The organism is Timonella senegalensis JC301 (genome assembly GCF_000312125.1).
Lineage (GTDB): Bacteria > Actinomycetota > Actinomycetes > Actinomycetales > Cellulomonadaceae > Timonella > Timonella senegalensis.
This window is the reverse complement of sequence record NZ_HE978641.1, coordinates 539,528-557,278: the sequence shown is the minus strand read 5'-3', so window position 1 is coordinate 557,278 and position 17,751 is coordinate 539,528. Positions and strand designations below refer to the sequence as shown.

Sequence of the window (17,751 nt, the reverse complement as noted above, 5' to 3'; positions counted from 1 at the left end):
TCCTAGATGTTGGCGGCTCGGGGCCGCTTGTTGATGCTGCGGGCTGGGCGAAATGCACGCCCTACAGAAACTTGAACCATCAACTACTCTAGGTTATTCCGCCGTGAAGAGGCGGGACTCGTGACGTGCCTCACCCGGGATGTGGAGCCGGGCTTACGTCCAAGCATCGGTGGGGTGGTGGTGCTTTGCCTCGTCCTCGGCGACGAGCAATCGGGGAGCCGGCGTGCCAGCGATCGCGGCGCGCGCGAACGCGAGTGACTCGTGCACGAGAGCCTCGCGGTGCGCTGGGGAATCCGCCTTGCGCGTCCCGATCTCCACGCAGAGATCCCCGTTCCAGTCCCTCTTCACTAGGTGCTCAATAACCTCTCGGGCGGGCTGGTTTCCTACCCCGGGAACAAGATGCTCATCCTTGGCAGAGCCCGTTCCATCCGCGAGGTGGACGTGCCGGAGGGTATCGCCGAGCGCGGTGGCAACGTCGAGCGAGTTTTGTAGGGCCGTGGAGGCGTGGGAAAGGTCCAGCGTGGTTGCGTCGTAGTGCTGTGTGGTCAGGTCCCAGTGCGGAAGGTATGCCAGGTAATCGCGGTTTTTGCGGCGCCAGGGGTACATGTTCTCCACGGCGATCGTGATCCCAGTGCCCTTGGACAGGACCTTGACGTGGTCCGCGAACACCGAGGCATACCGGGGCTGCCACACAAATGGTGGGTGGACCACCACGGTGGATGCTCCCACCTGCTCCGCGAGTTCAACCGCACGTTCAAGCTTGCGAGCGGGGCGAACTCCCCACACGTTCTGGCTGACCACGAGCGACGGCGCGTGGATGGAGGAGATGGGGATGTCGTACTTGTCGGACAGGTGGATCAGTTTGGTTGCGTCCTGGGTTGTCGGGTCCGACCACACCATCACTTCCATGCCGTCGTACCCCGAGCGTGCGGCCAGTTCGAACCCATAGGAGGCGCGCCGTGGGAAAACGGAGGCGGTGGATAGTGTCACGCTGATCTGGGAACCGGGCATGGTTCAACCCTATTGCGAATTCGAGATCCGACAACCGCAGGGTCGGTGAACATTGTGTGCCGGTGCTGGTAGCAGGATCTGTGTGCGTTTCTGCGCAGGTGGTGGCGCTGGCGATTGCATAGGTGGTTGCACTGATCGGGGCCTTACGGTGAACTGTGGGTCAACAAAAACGCCCGGCCTATCCACGTAGGTGGGCGGGCCGGGCGTTGGCTCTGCCTGGGGAGAGGGCTACGCCTGCTGCCAGATCGATGCGAATGGAGCCTTGGACTCAACGCGGGTCTTAATGCCCTCGGTGACGAGCTTCTTGGCCACGCCTGCTGCGGTCTTGATGTCCGAGCCCTTGGCGAGCTCCGCGGTGATCGCGGCCGCGAAGGTGCAGCCTGCGCCCGATACGCGCTCCTCGCCGATCTTTGGTTCGGAGAAGATCGTGACCTCGTTGCCGTCGAACAGGACGTCAACTGCGTACTCGCCTGGGAGCTCCACGCCGCCCTTGGCAATGACGTACTGCGGACCCTGTGCCTGGATGCGCTTGGCCGCCTCGATGAGGTCGTCCACGGAGTTGATCTCGTCCATGCCGGACAGGGTCTTTGCCTCGAAGTGGTTAGGGGTGACCACGGTTGCGAGGGGAAGGATCTTCTCGCGCAGTGCGGTGTCGGTGTCGAGTGCTGCGCCCGGTTCCTGGCCCTTGCAGATGAGGACTGGGTCGAGCACGACGTTGGTCCACTGCTGCTTCTTCAGTGATTCCTCAACGGCGTCGATCGTGGCGGGGGTGCCGAGCATGCCGATCTTGACGGTGGACAAGTCGTGCAGCGAGGTTGCGGCCTCGATCTGGTCCTTGATGACCTGAGGGTCTACTGGTACAAAGCGGTGGTTCCAGTTGTCCTGGGGGTCAAAGGAGACGATGCAGGTCAGCGCGCCGAGCCCATAGACGTCGAGCTCCTGGAAGGTCTTGAGGTCCACCTGGATTCCGGCGCCGCCGGTTGCCTCGGACCCGGCGATTACGTATGCGAAGTTGACCATGTCTGTGTCCAATCAAGTTAGTGTGGGGATCCATGTTTTCGAGGGTACGCCCGCGTGCGCGCTCGCGCGGCTGATTCCACGAATTGGACCAGTATATTCGGACACAAAACACGGATTGGCTGGTCCAGTTTTGGCGTGTTCGAGCGGACCAGTTCCGGGAGTTTCGCTCGTGTGGTGCCTTCGATGTGGCCGCACTCGATCGAACGGATGATTATGGATCCGTTCGACACCCAACGGATCCATAATCATCCGTTCGATGAATGTGTGTGTGAGGGGAAGGCAGGGGAAGGGCAGGCGAAGGAGGCGGGGCTAGCCGCGCGCGTTGCGCACGAACTCCCGGATCTTGGCCAGGTCCTTGACGCCCGGGGCCGATTCGACCCCGCTCGACACGTCCACTCCCGCGGGGTGGGCCGTGGCTATCGCCTCGGCCACGTTGTCCGGGGTCAACCCGCCCGCTAGCAGCCACGGCCCCTTTGGCTGATTCTCGACGATTGTGCCCAAGTCCCAGCGCTCACCCGAACCCGCTTTGGGTGCGTCAAGTAGGAGCATCTCCTCGCCCCAAGCCCCCACAGTAAGGTCCGGCCTCGCAGCCAGCGATGTTGCTCGCCACACGCGGGAGAAGATCGCCTCCGCGCGTTCGAAATCCTGCTTGGAATAGTCCCCGTGCAACTGGAGCACGGACATTCCGAGGTCGAGAGCGAGGCGTGCTGCATCGTCGGAAATAAGGGACCGGACCACAAGGACAGTGTCCACGCGCGTGTTGCCAGCGGCCTCAGCCGCTGCGGCGAGCAGCGGACGGATCTGAGCGGCCTCGAGGTGGCGCGGGCTGCCGGGGGCGTGCACGAAGCCGACGGCGTCGGCGCCAGCGCCGATCGCGGCGGCGACCGACTCGGCGGTCTTGAGGCCGCACACCTTCACGTACAGCGGGCTTTGTGGGGTCATATGGCAAGTCTAGTTCTGGGGCGAGCGGTGGGCGGCGGTAGTCTCGAAGTATGCACATGCGTGGAGTTGAGTACAGGCTTGAACCGGATCAGCGTAGGATCGCGGTGGTGGGAACGAGCGGGGCGGGAAAGACCACGTTGTGCGAGGCGATTTCGCAGGCCAAGGATATTCCGTACACGGAAATTGATTCGCTCTTTCACGGGCCCCACTGGGAGCCGCGGGCCGAATTTCTTGATGATGTGCAGGCAATTTTGAACCGCGACGAGTGGATTATTGAGTGGCAGTACAGGCTGGCTCGTCCGCTCATCACTCCGCGCGCGCAGGTGTTTGTGTGGCTGGACCTGCCAATCGGGCGTCGCATGGCGAGGCTGACCCGGCGGACCGTGGGGCGATGGCGCTCTGGCGGCGAGCTGTGGAACGGAAATCGCGAGCCGGGGCCCTCCGTGTGGCTCAAGCGGTGCGACGACAACATCCTGTGGTGGGGATGGAAGACCCGGCACAAGCTGGACGACCTGGAGGATCAGTTGGCCTCGCAGTACGCCTCCGGCGAGGCCGTGGTGGTGCGGCTGGCGAGCGCGCGCCAAGTGCGCGAATGGCGCAGGCTCAACGGTCTGTGAGTGGCTGTCGGAGGGATCCACGTCCCCAGAACCTTTGGGCGTAAAGAAAAATAGGCACTCGGTCCTATTTAGGTAAAAACTTGGTCAAGTAAGGTTTTTGTTGTGGGAGAGGTGCCGACACCTCTTGTACTTCTGGCGAGACCCCGTAGCCGCCGGCCCCACGCAGTCCGCCGTTGCCGTCCGTGCGACCCAACAAAAGTGAAAATCCACGGATGGCAAGCTACCAGGCCAGCCTTGCAGCGCATGTGAGCACTGGTGGAGCGCTTTGACTCCTTTCTCGATAGCGTGACAGGTGGAGACACACTTTTTCGCGCGATCCGAGGAGCAGCGATGACCGAGACCCCAGTAGGCGGACTCACCCACACTTCAGAGAACCCCATAGACCGGCCCCTCGGGCAGGACGCACTTGACGCTCTTGATGCGACTTTGGCGTCAGCGCGCTCCACGGATGAGTTACTCCATGTTCTCGCATCCGCACCCGATGGGCTCTCCACAGTTGAAGCCGAGGCCCGCGCCCGGGAACTCGGCTTCAACGCTACCCCCACGCCCCCGAAGCCCGGTGTCTTTGCCAAGATCTGGGTTCACCTCTCCGACGTTCTGATCCTGATCCTGCTGGGCGCAGGTGTGCTCAAGGCCTTTGTTGGCGACTGGCTCGACTTTGCCATCATCATGATCGTTGCCGTGGTCAACGTGGGTGTAGGAATGTTCCAGGAGGGCCGCGCGGAAAAGGCGCTCGACTCGATCAAGGGGCTGCTTGCGCTGACCGCAGACACCAAGCGCGACGGAAACTGGGTGACCGTGGACGCGGAGACCCTGGTTCCCGGCGACGTGGTGCGCGTGCGCTCCGGTGACCGCATCCCCGCCGACATGCGCTTGCTGGAGTGCGTGAACCTGCAGGTGGACGAGTCGATCCTGACCGGTGAGTCCGACGCGGCAGTCAAGCAGCTCGAGGCAGTGGAACCGGACGCCCCCGTGGGGGACCGCACCAACATGCTTCACTCCGGAACATTGGTGGTCTCGGGGACCGGCGTCGCGGTTGTGAGCGCGACGGGTTCGCGCACGGAGATCGGCCGTATTCAAACCCTCATGTCCGAGGTGGACGAGCTTGAGACCCCGCTGTCACGCCAACTGGCATCGTTGGGAAAGTTCATCGCGATCGCCGTGGGTGTGATGGCGCTGGTCATGGTCCTGATCGGTGTGTTTGTACACAACTTCACGCTCGACGAGACGATTTCCGCCGCGATCGGCTTTGCTGTGGCAGCAGTCCCCGAGGGCCTGCCGGCCCTCGTCACGATCACGCTCGCCATGGGCGTCCAACAGATGGCCCGCCGCAACGCCATCACGCGCCGACTCACCGCAGTTGAAGCACTCGGCTCCATCACCACGATCTGCTCGGACAAGACCGGCACGCTCACCAAGAACGAGATGACCGCCCGCGTGGTGGTGACCTCCGAGGCCCAGTTCACCGTCAGCGGCGAGGGATACGAGCCGGTGGGCGAACTCCGCTCCGGTGACCGCCCCGTAACCTTCGGTGACGCCCCACTGCTTGCGCGGCTGATGGCCGCCGGCTCCATGTGCAACGACGCCCAGGTCATCGAGGAGGATGGACACTGGCGGCTCGTGGGGCAACCCACCGAGGGCGCCATACGCGTCATGGCCACCAAGGCAGGCTTCGACGTTGCGCACGAGCGCCGCGCAGTCGTTCCGTTCGAGTCCTCCCACAAATTCATGGCCACCATCGACGCCTATGAGGCCCCCGCGGGTGTGCTCGGCGACGCCCCACAACAGGTCGTTGCGCTCCATGCCGTGGGCGCACCCGACCGACTGTTCGACCGTGCCACCCACCAGTACGCGGCTAACGGCACGCTCGTCCCGCTCGACCTCACCTACTGGGAGAACGCCCAGGCAAAGCTCGGCTCGACCGGCCTGCGCGTCCTCGCCGTGGCCGGCAAGGTCGTTGCCGGCACCGAACTCGCAGACGCCGAAAGCCTGATTCTCGACGATATTGCTGGGCTGGTCATGTACGGCCTAGTGGGGATCGTTGATCCGCCGCGTCCAGAAGCCGTTGCAGCCATTGCGGAATGCCAGCGCGCAGGCATCGACGTGGTCATGATCACCGGTGACCACGCTGGAACCGCAACGGCGATCGCATTGGAGCTGGGAATCGTCGTTAATCAGGCGGACGGCACGGTGGCCTGCCCCGCAGGCCACACGGGACGGGCGGTCATGACCGGAGCCGACGTGGACGAACTGGGGCCGGACGGGCTGCGTGAGGCGGTCAAGACCGTGCGCGTGTTCGCGCGAACGAGCCCCGAGCACAAACTGCGCATTGTTGAGGCGCTGCAGACCAACGGACACGTGGTCGCCATGACGGGTGACGGCGTGAACGACGCGCCGGCGCTCCAACGCGCAGACGTGGGCGTGGCCATGGGCATCAAGGGCACCGAGGCGACCAAGGAAGCCGCGGAGGTCGTGCTCGCGGACGACAACTTTGCCACGATCGAGCGTGCCATCGAGGAAGGGCGACGGATCTTCGACAACATCCGCAAATCCGTGGTGTTCCTGCTGCCCACCAACGGTGCGCAGTCGCTCGTGATCCTCGTGGCGGTTCTGTTCGGCTGGGCGCTACCGCTCACCCCGGCCCAGATTCTGTGGGTCAACATGGTTACTGCCGTGACGCTCTCGCTCGCGCTGGCCTACGAGCCCGGCGAGCCTGGGCTGATGTCACGCAAGCCGCGCGACCCGCGCGAGGGCGTGCTGACCAGAGGGGCGGTGCTCCACGTTGGATTGGTTTCGCTGCTCATCGGTGGCGTGACGCTACTGGTAGTGGCCATCGAAACCGCGCGTGGGTCAGCGCCCGAGGTCGTGCACACAACCGCGGTCACGATGCTCGCCGTTGGGCAGCTTGCGTACCTGCTCAACTGCAGGTTCCTGCACCGCTCATCCATCACCCCGGACGTGCTGCGCGGAAACAAGATGGTCTGGATCGCCGCGAGCGCCCTCATCGCGCTGCAACTCGTGTTTACTCTGGTACCAGCAATGAACTCGTGGTTTGGCTCCACACCGATCTCGCTGGACCGCTGGGGGCTGACGATTGCGCTCGCGGTCGGAGTGTTCCTGATTGTTGAGCTGGGCAAGCTGGTGCAGAGGCGCACCGAAGACAAGCGCGGATAGAGGGCGAAAGACCTCAAGACGCTGAGCGTGGGGTCGGGAGCCGTGGCAGGATTGGCCGTGGCGTCCCGAGCTACGCAGAAGTGGTGTCCAGGGGATTCTAGGGTAAAGGTTCAACCATGAAATGCCGTGTGACGGATCTCAAATTCTGCCCAAACCGGGACAATTATCCTCTTGTGCTTGCCCAAAACATTGCCAAACTTTTATACAGCGATGGTGTGTCTGGGTGGGTTTCCTAACGAACGCCTATCCACTCGCCACCGCGAATGAGAAAACACGCACGCGCATTGCCCACCGTGAAACGCAAATACCCAATGATGCGCACTAAGGAGAATTCATGAACTCCCCAAGCCAATACGCCACCCCAACATTCTCAGTCAACTCCGAAGTGGGGAAACTCAGGACAGTTCTCACGTGCCGGCCGGGACTCGCACACCGGCGTCTCACGCCCTCAAACTGCGACGATCTCCTGTTCGACGACGTCATGTGGGTAGACCAAGCAATCGAGGACCACCACAACTTCCAGAAAACCATGCGCGACCGCGGAGTCAACGTACTGGAACTCCACGAACTACTCGCCGAAACGCTCCAAGAACCGGGCGCACTCGACTGGATTCTCGACCGGGTCCTAACCCCCAACCTCGTGGGCCTAGGACTCATCAAAGAAACCAGGGACTACTTTGATTCCCTAAGCTCCACAGAAATCGCAAACCACCTCATCGGAGGGCTGTCGGTGGACGAACTGACAGGCGAGATCAACGCGGGAGCACGGACTCTCGTGCGCACAGATGCCGACGCCCGCGATTACCTACTGCCGCCTCTGCCCAACACGCTCTACACCCGCGACACCACCTGCTGGATCTACGGTGGAGTTACCCTCAACCCGCTCTACTGGCCAGCCCGGCACGATGAGACTCTCCTCATGAAGCTCATCTACACCCACCACCCAACTTTCGCAGGTAAGGCCACCGTGTGGTGGGGCGATCCCGAAGTCAGCAAAGGCCTCGCCACGTTCGAGGGCGGCGACGTCATGCCAATCGGCAACGGAGTCGCGCTCATCGGAATGTCCGAGCGCACCTCACGCCAAGCAATCACGCAGGTTGCACAGGCACTCTTCGCAGCCAACGCAGCGCAACACGTCATCGTCGCAGTCATGCCACGTTCCCGTGCCGCAATGCACCTCGACACAGTCATGACGTTCGTCGACATCGACTGCGTCACGGCCTACAAGCCGGTGGTGGAAAACATGACCGCAATCTCGATCCGGCCTGGCACGGGAGAATCTGGACTAGACATCCGGGGCGAAGACAGCGACTTCCTTAGCGTCGTCGCACAGGCACTCGGAATCGGCTCGAGCCTGCGCGTCATCGGCACCGGCGGCGACCACTACGCGGCCGAACGCCAGCAGTGGGACTCCGGAAACAACGTCGTCGCACTCGAGCCAGGTGTCGTCCTCGCCTACGACCGAAACACCGTCACCAACTCCCTCCTCGAAAAGGCTGGGGTAGAAGTCCTTCCTATCGTTGGTGCGGAACTCGGACGTGGTCGAGGCGGCGGACACTGCATGACCTGCCCGATTGAACGTGACTCAATAGAACTCTGAGGGCCAAGGAATGAACGCACAAATATCAGGGAACTCCACAGGCGGCGCAGCCGTGGACGTCGGGGGGAATAGTGGGCCTGGCGGGTCTGGTGGGGACTCCGGGACTTCCGCGGTCAAAAAGGTTTCACTAGCAACACTCACCGCGATGGTCGTTGGCTCCATGGTGGGCGCGGGAGTATTCTCCCTGCCCTCAAACTTTGGCCAGTCCACCGGCGTATTCGGTGCAATCATCGCTTGGCTGGTCGCCGGCAGTGGAATGCTTACAATCGCCCTCGTGTTCCAATGGCTCGCAAGCCGCAGGCCAGACTTAGACTCCGGCGTCTACGCATATGCCAAGAGTGGGTTTGGCGAGTTGCCCGGATTCATCTCCGCATTCGGATACTGGGTGTCCGCCTGCATCGGAAACGTCACCTACTGGGTGCTCATAATGTCCACGATCGGGGCAGTTGCCCCGGGACTCGGCTCTGGCGACACCCTACTTGCAGTAGGACTCTCCGTGATCGGAGTGTGGATCTTCCACTTCCTCGTCGCCCGCGGGATACGCGAAGCCACAATCATTAACAGGATCGTGACTGTTGCAAAAGTAGTGCCAATCGTCATGTTCGTAATTGTGACCGCGGTACTCATGGACACGGACGTGTTCGCCGCCAACTTCTGGGGCGACGGATACGGATCGCTGCCCACGCAGATCAGCAAAACCATGATGGTCACGCTCTTCGTCTTCCTTGGAGTCGAAGGAGCAAGCGTCTACTCGCGCTACGCACGCAAACGCTCCGACGTAGGAAAAGCTACGATCGGCGGGTTCCTGGGTGTGCTCACGCTCTTCTCGCTTGTCGCGCTCGTGTCCTACGGAACCATGACCCAAAACGCACTCGCAGAACTACGCCAGCCATCAATGGCAGGAGTGTTTGCTGAGGTTGTGGGTCCCTGGGGAGGAACATTCGTCTCCATGGGACTCATCATCTCCGTGCTCGGCGCATACCTGGCATGGACGCTTATGGCGGCAGAGGTCATGTTCACCGCAGCCCGCGACAACGACATGCCACGATTCCTCAACAAGTTGAACAAGAATCACACGCCGATCAACGCACTCATCATGTCGTCGACGACCTCAATGCTCTTTCTGTTCGTCACCATATTGTCCGAAGACGCATTCGAGTTTTCCCTAACGATGACCGGCGTCATGTCCCTCGTCCCATACCTGCTGGCCAGTGCGTTCGCAGTCAAAGTGGCGTGGGGCGACATTCGGGGCACCGCACAGCTGACGAAGCTACCAGAGGGCGACGCCGCGATCCTGGGCACACGAAAACAGCTGATCATGTCTGCGCTCGCGGTCGTGTACTCGATCATCCTCATCGCGGTAGCGGGACTCGACATACTCCTAGTGTCCTGCGTGATCTACGCACTCGGAACAACCATGTTCATCATGACCAGGCGAGAGCAAAACAGGCGAGTCTTCAGTAAGACGGAGGGCATAGGGTTCGCGGTGCTCGTCATCGCGGGCGTGCTGGGAATCGTGTTCCTAGCCACGGGAACGATCGCGCTCTAGCGGCGCACCACACGGCCGAGCCACAAGAAGAGCTCGGACAGACTGCAAGACTCACAAGGCCGGTAGGCGCGCCCAGGAATTGGCGCCTACCGGCCTTACGTCAGTTCTCGTTGGGGGGCTCGCGCAAGACGCCCCAACGAGAAGGTGTTGGCTTGCTGTGCCCTGAACTCATTGATCGGGCACTGCGGCGCTGCGCTTCAGCGAAGTGCCTCGCAAGCTCGGTCCTTCACTTACGCTTCGCTCTGCTGTGCCCTTACTAGTTCCGTGGCCTCAACCAAGTTCCGCAAACTCGCCACCGTCTCGTCGTATCCGCGAGTCTTCAGGCCGCAGTCAGGGTTCGACCACAGCAGCGTTGGGTCCACGGACTTCACCGCGAGCTCCAAAAGCTCCTGGATCTCCCCAACCGATGGCACGCGAGGCGAGTGGATGTCGTACACGCCCGGACCTACGCCACGCGAATACCCGGCGTCCGCGAGCTCCGGAAGGATCTCCATGCGTGAGCGTGCAGCCTCGATCGAGGTTACATCCGCGTTCAGGTTGTCGATCGCGTCGATGACCTCACCGAACTCTGAGTAGCACAGGTGGGTGTGGATCTGAGTGTCCACGCGTACGCCGGCCGTGGACAGCCGGAACGAGCCCACCGACCAGTCCAGGTAGTCCGCGTGGTCGCGCTTCTTGAGCGGCAGCAGCTCGCGCAGTGCAGGCTCGTCAACCTGGATCGCCGCAATTCCCGCAGCCTCCAGGTCATTCACCTCGGCACGCAGTGCCAGGCCGATCTGGTTTGCCGTCTCGCGCAGCGGCACGTCATCTCGCACAAACGACCACGCCATGATCGTGACGGGCCCGGTAAGCATTCCCTTCACCGGCTTACGCGTCAGCGACTGAGCAAACTCCGCCCAGCGCACGGTCATCGGCGCCGGGCGCGACACGTCGCCCCACTGGATCGACGGACGGGTGCAGCGCGACCCGTACGACTGGACCCAACCGTTCTCCGTCGCCGCAAAGCCATCAAGCAGCTCGGCAAAGTACTGAACCATGTCGTTGCGCTCGGCCTCACCGTGCACCAGAACGTCCAGTCCCAGCTCCTCCTGCAACGCGATGACCTGCGCGATCTCGTCGCGCATCGCCTGCTCGTACCCCTCGGTGGCAAGCTCCCCGCGCGCGTTCGCCGCGCGCGCCTTGCGGATCGCAGTGGTCTGCGGGAACGACCCGATCGTGGTGGTCGGCAGCGGCGGCAAGTTCAGCCTCGTCGCCTGCGCTGCGCGCCGCTCTTCAGCGTCCTCACGGTCAAAGTCAGTGGCCGTGAGCGCGGCCGTTGCCGCGCGCACCTCGGCCACGTTTACGCCAGGTGCTGATTCACGACGATTCAGCGCAGTCCGCGAGTCCGTGACCAGATCCTCGATTGCGCCCCGTCCCTCGGATAGTCCGCGCGCAAGGTTGACGACCTCGCGGACCTTTTCCTCTGCGAACGCGAGCCAGGTCTTAAGTTCGGCGTCGAGTTTGGCTTCGGCGTCCAGGGTGTAAGGGACGTGCTGCAACGAGGTCGAGGTGGTTACCGTGATGGCTGCGGCGCCCAGTCCCTCCGCGCGCTCCAGAATCGCGAGCTTGTCCGAGAGGTTTGCGCGCCAGATGTTGTGTCCGTCGATCACGCCTGCCGCAATAGTGGTGCCAGACAGGTCCACGCCCGTAGCGTCCGGAATCGAGCCCTTGACCAGGTCAATCGCGATCGCCTCGACCCCGGTTGCGGCCACTGCCGCGAACGACTCCTCGAGTCCCCCGTAGGGAGCGGCGATCGCGATCTGCGGGCGGTTAGCGGTAGCGAGCAGGGTTTCGTACGCGGACGCCACCGCCTCGCGTAACTCTTGTCCGGATGCTGCGAGGTTCTCGTTTACCAGGGCTGGCTCATCGAACTGGACCCAAGGCGCGCCTGCCTCGGCCAGCTGCTCCAACAGCGAGACGTACGCCGGAACGAGCGCGGGCAGAAGGGTGAGCGGGTTGAAGTTTGCGGGTGCACCCTCGGCGGCCTTGGACAGAGCAAGGAAGGTCACCGGACCCACCACGACCGGACGGGTAACGAACCCGTCGGCCTTGGCCTCATTGAACTGGTCCACGTACTGCGTTCCCACGAGCGAGAACGTGCTGTCCGGACCGAGCTCTGGGACCAGGTAGTGGTAGTTCGTGTCGAACCACTTGGTCATTTCAAGCGGGGCGTCCTCGCCCCTTCCGCGCGCCACGGTGAAGTAACCGGGCAGATCAAGGTGACCAGAATCGTCGAGAAGCGAGGAGAAGCGGGCTGGAACCGCACCGAACGCGGCGATGGCGTCGAGGACCTGGTCGTAGAAGGAGAACGACTCGGGGATCGAGGCGTCATCCTTGCCGAGGCCGAGCTCGACGAGGCGGCTGCGGGTGTCGTGGCGCAGTTGTGCGGCGGTTTCGGTGAGGTCCTCGAGAGACGACTTGCCCGACCAGTACGACTCCACGGCGCGCTTGAGCTGGCGCTGGTTGCCGATGCGTGGGTAGCCGAGCACCGAGGCGCGGGGGAAGGGGAGTGCGGTAGACATAGGGATCCTTCGTGTGGATGGCGTCGCGCTCGCGACGGGTGTGGATAAGTGTTTAGAACGCGACGGGAGACGCGCCGACTTGCGGCCCGCTTGCCGTACTCAACTCGGACGGCGCAAGGATGCTGCCGAGGTTGACTCCCTCGAGCAGATCGAGCGCCGCTTCATGCCGGTTGAAGGTGTAAATGTGCAGGCCGGGGGCGCCTGCGGCGAGGACATCCCTGGCAAGTTGGGCCGAAGCCTCGATGCCGTAGGAGTGCCTCATGTGGGGGCTTGAGATGGCGTCGAGGTCCGCGAGCAGCGCGGCAGGAGGCGTGACGCCGGTGAGTTGCTCGACCCTGCGCAAGCGGTCGGGGTCGGTCATGGGCAAGATGCCTGCGAGGATGGGGATCGTGACGCCCTCGCGGCGGGCAAGGTCCGTGAACTTGAAGTACGACTCGGCCTCATAGAAGAGCTGAGTGATGGCAAAGTTCGCTCCGGCCTGCTGCTTCTCCAGGAGCCTTCGGACCTCCTGCTCGGGAGATGTTCCGGCGTCCAGGTTGCCCTCCGGGAACGTCGCCACGGCGATTGTCAGGGGCTTGGCGGCGCCGCGCAGCGCGGCCGGCGCATCAGCGTGGCACCTCTCGGACTCAACCTCACGGAGAAGCTCGATCAGCTCAACTGTGGAGTGGACTCCGTCCGCTGGTGGCTGCCATGCGGAGTCGCCCTTGGGAGGATCGCCGCGCAGTGCGAGGAAAGTGCGGGCGCCGATCGACAGGAAGTCATCGATGGTGTCGGCGACGTTGTCACGGGTTGCCCCAACGCAGGTCAGGTGCGCGATCGGAAGCACGTTGGTGTGCTTGACCAGGCGCTCCACAACGGTTCGCGCGGTGTCGCGGTCGCTGCCTGCGGCGCCGTAGGTGACCGACACAAAGTCCGGTCCGGCCTCAACGAGCTTGCGAGCGGTGTTCCAAAATTTTGGCGCAGCATCAGGGTTACGCGGTGGCATGAGCTCGAACGACAGTGTCGGTCGAGCGAATCCGCGCGCGGCTAAAGAGACGTCAAAGGAAGCCATAGGTAAATCTCCATCGGATCTGGCGTTAGCACCCTTTCCTCGGTTGGAGGCTTCCGTTCGAGGAGGGTTGCTGCGGTGTCAATGAGCCAGGACTCTCGACCGCTCTGGATGGAACTGGTGAACAACAGTCTGTATCCAGGGAAAAAGCCGGACAACACTCGTCTTAAATAGTGAACAAACGTTAACGGGTGAAGGGTTCGCGGAATTGGCTCTACATAGCCGATTGTTGGGTGGGTTGGGTTGGGATGGGGCGAGTATTCTGCCGTCGAGAACTTTTTGCGCGTCCGTCATTCGGACGCTTCGGGTGGGGCTGGTGGCGGTGGAGAGGTCCCGCCTAGGGCCAAGCTGCTTGAGGCTGTAGGTGAGGTGCTTGGGTTGGCCTAGAGGAAAACGGGGCCACGTTGATCGCGCTGGGGTGCTGGTTTTGGGGAGGGCTCAGGCGAGGGCGCCCAAGAGGAACTTAGGGTGGGGGTTGGGCTTGGCCCGGAGTGTGTTTTTTTGGGGGGAGTCGGAGACCACGCTGGGGCATCTTTTTGAGGTTGGGTCGGAGCAATGAAAAGCGGGGTGTGGCCCCACCTGCCACACCCCGCCCTACTGTCGGGAGTCTTGCTGCCGCTCTGGCGAGGCGCCTCAGATGACGAGCTCGCCCTTGTAAACCACGATCTTTCCGCCGGCCAGCACGGCCTCGCGGCGCGGGGTACGAACCAGTGCATCCATCGGGTTCTCTGCGTCGAGGAGGACGATGTCCGCGCGGTCGCCCACCGCGAGGTTCTGGGAGGGGACACCCGCAAATGCTGCACCGCGTGAGGTAGCGAGTTCGAGCGCGAGCACAAGATCCTCGTCGTAGCGGAAGCCGCACATCTGCGCTGTCTTGAGCGCGACCTTGAGCATGTCGCCATCGCCGTACGGTCCCCACAGATCGCGGAAACCGTCGGTGCCAAGGCCCACGGGGACTCCGGCCTCGAGCATCGCCTTGATGGGGAGCGGCGGAACCTTGAGCGGCGAGACCGATGTCATGGACATGCCAGCCTCTGCCATGCGCGCAATGAGCTCGGCCTGATATCCGGGGTCAACCTGGCCCACGGCAAACCCGTGGGCGACGTTCACCTTGCCCTGAAGACCGTGGCGAATGGTCCGTTCGATCATGAGCTCGATCTGGAAGACTCCGAGTTCAGCAGGGTCGTGCAGGTGAAGGTCGATGCCGCAGCCGTACTTCTCCGCGATGGCAAAGATGCCGTCGAGCTGGCCCACGGGATCCCGGTCGATCGAGGCCGGGTCGAGGCCACCGATATAGTCGGCGCCGGCGGCTGCCGCCTGGCCGAGTAGGTCAAGCACGCCGGGGCGGCGCAGAACACCATCCTGCGGGAATGCGACGATCTGGGTGGTGATCGTGTTTCCGAGTGCTGCCACAGCCTCCCGCACCACCTCGATTCCGCGGAGTCCGATGCCCAGGTCCACGTCCACGTGGGTGCGCTGGGTCGTGGTGCCGTGCCGGAGGTACTCGCGCATGACGCTCGTGGAAACCTCAACGCCCGGAATGCCCAACTGGTCGCGGTGCGCGCGCTCGTGTTCGATGCGGCCCTGGGTCGTGGCAACGCCGCCATACGATACCCACGGCTTACCCCACCAAGACTTGTCCGTGTGGGCGTGAACATTGGAGAAGCCGGGCAGCGCCAGAAGTCCCTTGCCGTCGACCATGCGCGCGTCCGCCGGTGTTGGGCGGCCGGGCTGGTGGGGGTTGATTTCCGTGATCTTGCCACCGCTGACAACTATGTCTACGGCGTCGCCACCCCACGGGCGTACGTTGAGGAGGTCAAGGCGGAGCGAGTCGGCGGAGTGGAACTCGGCCGCGCGCGAGGCGGGAGCAAAGTCAGTCATCTCCCAATGCTACGCCGGAGCGACACCCGAACCCAGTACCCCGCTCACCGCCCCGAACCTTGCCCCACTGCCCCGCCAACTTTCGCCCCGCCAACTTTCGCCGAGAGTGCACCTGGGGGTCTGAGATTGTCCGGCAGCCGGACAATCTCAGACCCCCAGGTGCAATCTCGCCATGGGTAGGAGCGGGCTAGAGGAGCGAGTGGGGGGCAGGAGAAGGGGCAGGAAGGGGAGGCAGGCGAGTTTCCGCACTGTACCGGGTGGGAGCTCGTGCATACGCGTGCAAAAGCACTCGCACTGTACCGGGTGGAAGTTCGTGCAAATGCGTGCAAAAGCAGGAGCGCTCGCGCAATCATGAGTAGAGGCCGCGGGCGCGGCACCGTAGGTGTGAGAGGAAAAGCAATGTCAGTCGGCGACAAGGCAAACGAGATCGCAGCAGAACTCCAAGACACAGCGAAGGACGCCAATGAAGACGTCGAAACGATACTTGGGCTGGCATCGCAGCCGGTAGAGCCCAAAGATGTAACCAAAGAAAGCCGTGAGGGTGGTCGCCGTTCAGGCGGTTCAAGCTTCTAACGCGGAACGTGACCGTTCCAGATGCGCGCCCGGCGTTTTGGTGTGACGATTGAGTGGTCAGTCCGAAAGGAACACTGAAGAAGTGGAGAAGCCTATGGGTCTCGGTGACAAGATCAGTAACGCAGCTGAAGAAGCCAAGGGTAAGGTCAAGGAAGCTACTGGCAAGATGACCGACAATGAGCGGTTGGAAGCCGAAGGCAAGATTGACCAAGCCAAAGCTAACGCCAAGCAGGCTGGCGAAGATGTCAAGGACACGTTCAAGCACTGAGCGTTGACGTTTTCGTAATCCTAATTTCCTACTCTGTACAAGTGGAGCCCCGGCCATTGTCGCCGGGGCTCCACTTTCATGTCTGGTCTCACCTGTAAGGGGTGTTGGCAGCAGGTAGGTCGCAGCCACGCCGCAGCCTTTCCGGGGTTCTCCGCTACCAGGCTCCGCATTCGAATGCGAGTAAGTCGAATTAGCGCGGCTCATCCAGTCTGCTGTCACGTTGTTACTGCATATGATGGGCCTCGCTCACGCGTCGTAGAAAGGCCCGCTCATGATTAACATTCGTTCACTGCTGCCAAACGGCGGCTCCAAGGGCTCGTTTACCCTTGTCGATGCAGTAGCCGGTAACGCCGCCGACCCGCACTTCTTCCGCATCGCGAGCCCTGCCCAAAAGGAGCGCATCGCACCGGGCCACCTAGTCAAACTCGGCTTCATCTTCCCCGCCGGCGAGGAACGCCTCTGGGCAAAAGTCACCGCCATCGCCGAAGACGGCACACTCACCGCCACCCTGGACTCCGAGCCAATGTTCGGCGCCCGGATTCTCAAGCAGGGCGCCGAACTGTCGTTCGAACTCAAGCACGTCATAGACACAAACGCCTGATTTTCGACGATCCTGCGCACCTTCCAGCGCACCCATCGTCCCAGCCCCAGCCCCTGGCCAAGCCTGGTCGCTAACTGGCCCCGGAGCCGGCGCCCCGGAGCCGGCGCCCCTACGCCACCACGAACCCGGCGCGCAGCAGGTCCGCGTCACGCGAGGACGGCCCCACGAGCAACTCGAACTCGCCCGACTCGACCACGCGGCGCCCGGAAGCGTCCACGATGGTGCAGTCGGCAACCGGGATTTCGATTCGCGCTTCCACGGATTCGCCCGGTCCAACCAGGACCTGCGTGAACCCCTTGAGCTCCTTGTCGGTCCAGGACACGGAGGTCACTACATCCGAGACATATCCCTGCACGGTCTCCAACGCAGGGCGCGTGCCCGTGTTGGTCAGAGTCACGGTGGCTGAAATGGTGTCCTCCACGCGAAGCTCGGTCGTATCCAAAACCAAGTTCGAGTACTCCACAGTGGTGTACGAGAGTCCGTACCCGAACGCCCACTGGGGGTCCTGGGTCAGGTCTGCGTAGCGGTCGCCGTGCTGTCCGCGGATCTGGTTGTAGTACGTGGGCTGCTGGCCTACGTGGCGGGCGAACGTGATGGGCAGGCGGCCCGATGGTTCGATCTGGCCGAACAGCAACTCCGCGAGCGCTTGTCCGCCGCGCATGCCTGGGTTCGCCGCCCAGACCACAGCGTTAGCGCCCAAGCCCGACGCGGGCAGGACGAGTGGCTTCGAGGCGAGCAGCACCACGATCATGGGCTTGCCCAGCGCTGCGAGCTCGTCCAGCAACTTCTCTTGCCCGCCGAGCAGGTTGAGCGTGGCGGTCGATCGGCCTTCACCTACGAGTGGGATGGCGTCTCCCACCACGGCCACCACGTAGTCTGCGTCTGCTGCCAGCGCAAGGGCCTCGT

14 protein-coding genes and 1 riboswitch are annotated in these 17,751 nt (G+C 62.9%); of the genes, 7 read left to right on the top strand and 7 right to left on the bottom strand.

Features of this window, described 5'->3' with window-relative positions; all coding sequences use genetic code 11:
- Positions 1-153: 153 nt before the first annotated feature.
- From HGSM_RS02395 to HGSM_RS02385, 3 genes are all read right to left on the bottom strand, one after another.
- Complete coding sequence (locus HGSM_RS02395; RefSeq protein ID WP_019147141.1) at positions 154-1,011, bottom strand: sugar phosphate isomerase/epimerase family protein; 858 nt, start codon at positions 1,009-1,011, stop codon at positions 154-156.
- Between the two features lie 228 nt (positions 1,012-1,239).
- Positions 1,240-2,031 carry a bifunctional hydroxymethylpyrimidine kinase/phosphomethylpyrimidine kinase gene (gene thiD, locus HGSM_RS02390; RefSeq protein ID WP_019147140.1) on the bottom strand — a complete coding sequence of 264 codons (792 nt, stop codon included), beginning with the start codon at positions 2,029-2,031 and terminating at the stop codon, positions 1,240-1,242.
- A 309-nt stretch (positions 2,032-2,340) separates the two neighbouring features.
- Positions 2,341-2,973, bottom strand: a complete 633-nt coding sequence (locus HGSM_RS02385; RefSeq protein WP_019147139.1) for a phosphoribosylanthranilate isomerase — start codon at positions 2,971-2,973, stop codon at positions 2,341-2,343.
- Positions 2,974-3,023: 50 nt separating this feature from the next.
- Here HGSM_RS02385 and HGSM_RS02380 point away from each other — a divergent pair, with 50 nt between their 5' ends.
- The 4 genes from HGSM_RS02380 (at position 3,024) to HGSM_RS02365 (ending at position 9,913) form a co-directional block, all read left to right on the top strand.
- Positions 3,024-3,590, top strand: a complete 567-nt coding sequence (locus HGSM_RS02380) for a P-loop NTPase family protein (protein ID WP_019147138.1) — start codon at positions 3,024-3,026, stop codon at positions 3,588-3,590.
- Between the two features lie 330 nt (positions 3,591-3,920).
- Complete coding sequence (locus HGSM_RS02375) at positions 3,921-6,764, top strand: cation-translocating P-type ATPase (RefSeq protein WP_019147137.1); 2,844 nt, start codon at positions 3,921-3,923, stop codon at positions 6,762-6,764.
- 334 nt (positions 6,765-7,098) lie between these two features.
- Positions 7,099-8,364: an arginine deiminase gene (locus HGSM_RS02370; protein WP_019147136.1), complete on the top strand. Its 1,266-nt coding sequence runs from the start codon at positions 7,099-7,101 to the stop codon at positions 8,362-8,364.
- Between the two features lie 10 nt (positions 8,365-8,374).
- The gene (locus HGSM_RS02365; RefSeq protein WP_081581269.1) at positions 8,375-9,913 is read left to right on the top strand and encodes a basic amino acid/polyamine antiporter; all 1,539 of its coding nucleotides are present in this window, start codon (positions 8,375-8,377) and stop codon (positions 9,911-9,913) included.
- A gap of 230 nt (positions 9,914-10,143) precedes the next feature.
- Here the strand turns inward: HGSM_RS02365 and metE are convergent, their stop codons facing one another.
- The 3 genes from metE to HGSM_RS02350 form a co-directional block, all read right to left on the bottom strand.
- Positions 10,144-12,474: a 5-methyltetrahydropteroyltriglutamate--homocysteine S-methyltransferase gene (gene metE, locus HGSM_RS02360; protein WP_019147134.1), complete on the bottom strand. Its 2,331-nt coding sequence runs from the start codon at positions 12,472-12,474 to the stop codon at positions 10,144-10,146.
- 52 nt (positions 12,475-12,526) lie between these two features.
- The gene (locus tag HGSM_RS02355; protein ID WP_019147133.1) at positions 12,527-13,525 is read right to left on the bottom strand and encodes a methylenetetrahydrofolate reductase; all 999 of its coding nucleotides are present in this window, start codon (positions 13,523-13,525) and stop codon (positions 12,527-12,529) included.
- Between the two features lie 7 nt (positions 13,526-13,532).
- A riboswitch (SAM riboswitch) is annotated at positions 13,533-13,640 on the bottom strand.
- Between the two features lie 515 nt (positions 13,641-14,155).
- Positions 14,156-15,403 carry an amidohydrolase gene (locus tag HGSM_RS02350; protein WP_019147131.1) on the bottom strand — a complete coding sequence of 416 codons (1,248 nt, stop codon included), beginning with the start codon at positions 15,401-15,403 and terminating at the stop codon, positions 14,156-14,158.
- A 399-nt stretch (positions 15,404-15,802) separates the two neighbouring features.
- Here HGSM_RS02350 and HGSM_RS14305 point away from each other — a divergent pair, with 399 nt between their 5' ends.
- From HGSM_RS14305 to HGSM_RS02340, 3 genes are all read left to right on the top strand, one after another.
- On the top strand, positions 15,803-15,976 hold the full coding sequence (locus HGSM_RS14305) for a hypothetical protein (protein ID WP_019147130.1): 174 nt from the start codon (positions 15,803-15,805) through the stop codon (positions 15,974-15,976).
- 94 nt (positions 15,977-16,070) lie between these two features.
- The gene (locus HGSM_RS02345; RefSeq protein WP_081581319.1) at positions 16,071-16,244 is read left to right on the top strand and encodes a CsbD family protein; all 174 of its coding nucleotides are present in this window, start codon (positions 16,071-16,073) and stop codon (positions 16,242-16,244) included.
- Positions 16,245-16,515: 271 nt separating this feature from the next.
- The gene (locus HGSM_RS02340; RefSeq protein WP_019147128.1) at positions 16,516-16,845 is read left to right on the top strand and encodes a hypothetical protein; all 330 of its coding nucleotides are present in this window, start codon (positions 16,516-16,518) and stop codon (positions 16,843-16,845) included.
- A gap of 109 nt (positions 16,846-16,954) precedes the next feature.
- Here the strand turns inward: HGSM_RS02340 and HGSM_RS02335 are convergent.
- Positions 16,955-17,751 (bottom strand): glycoside hydrolase family 3 C-terminal domain-containing protein (locus tag HGSM_RS02335; protein WP_040594249.1); only part of this gene is annotated, 797 nt, incomplete at its 5' end.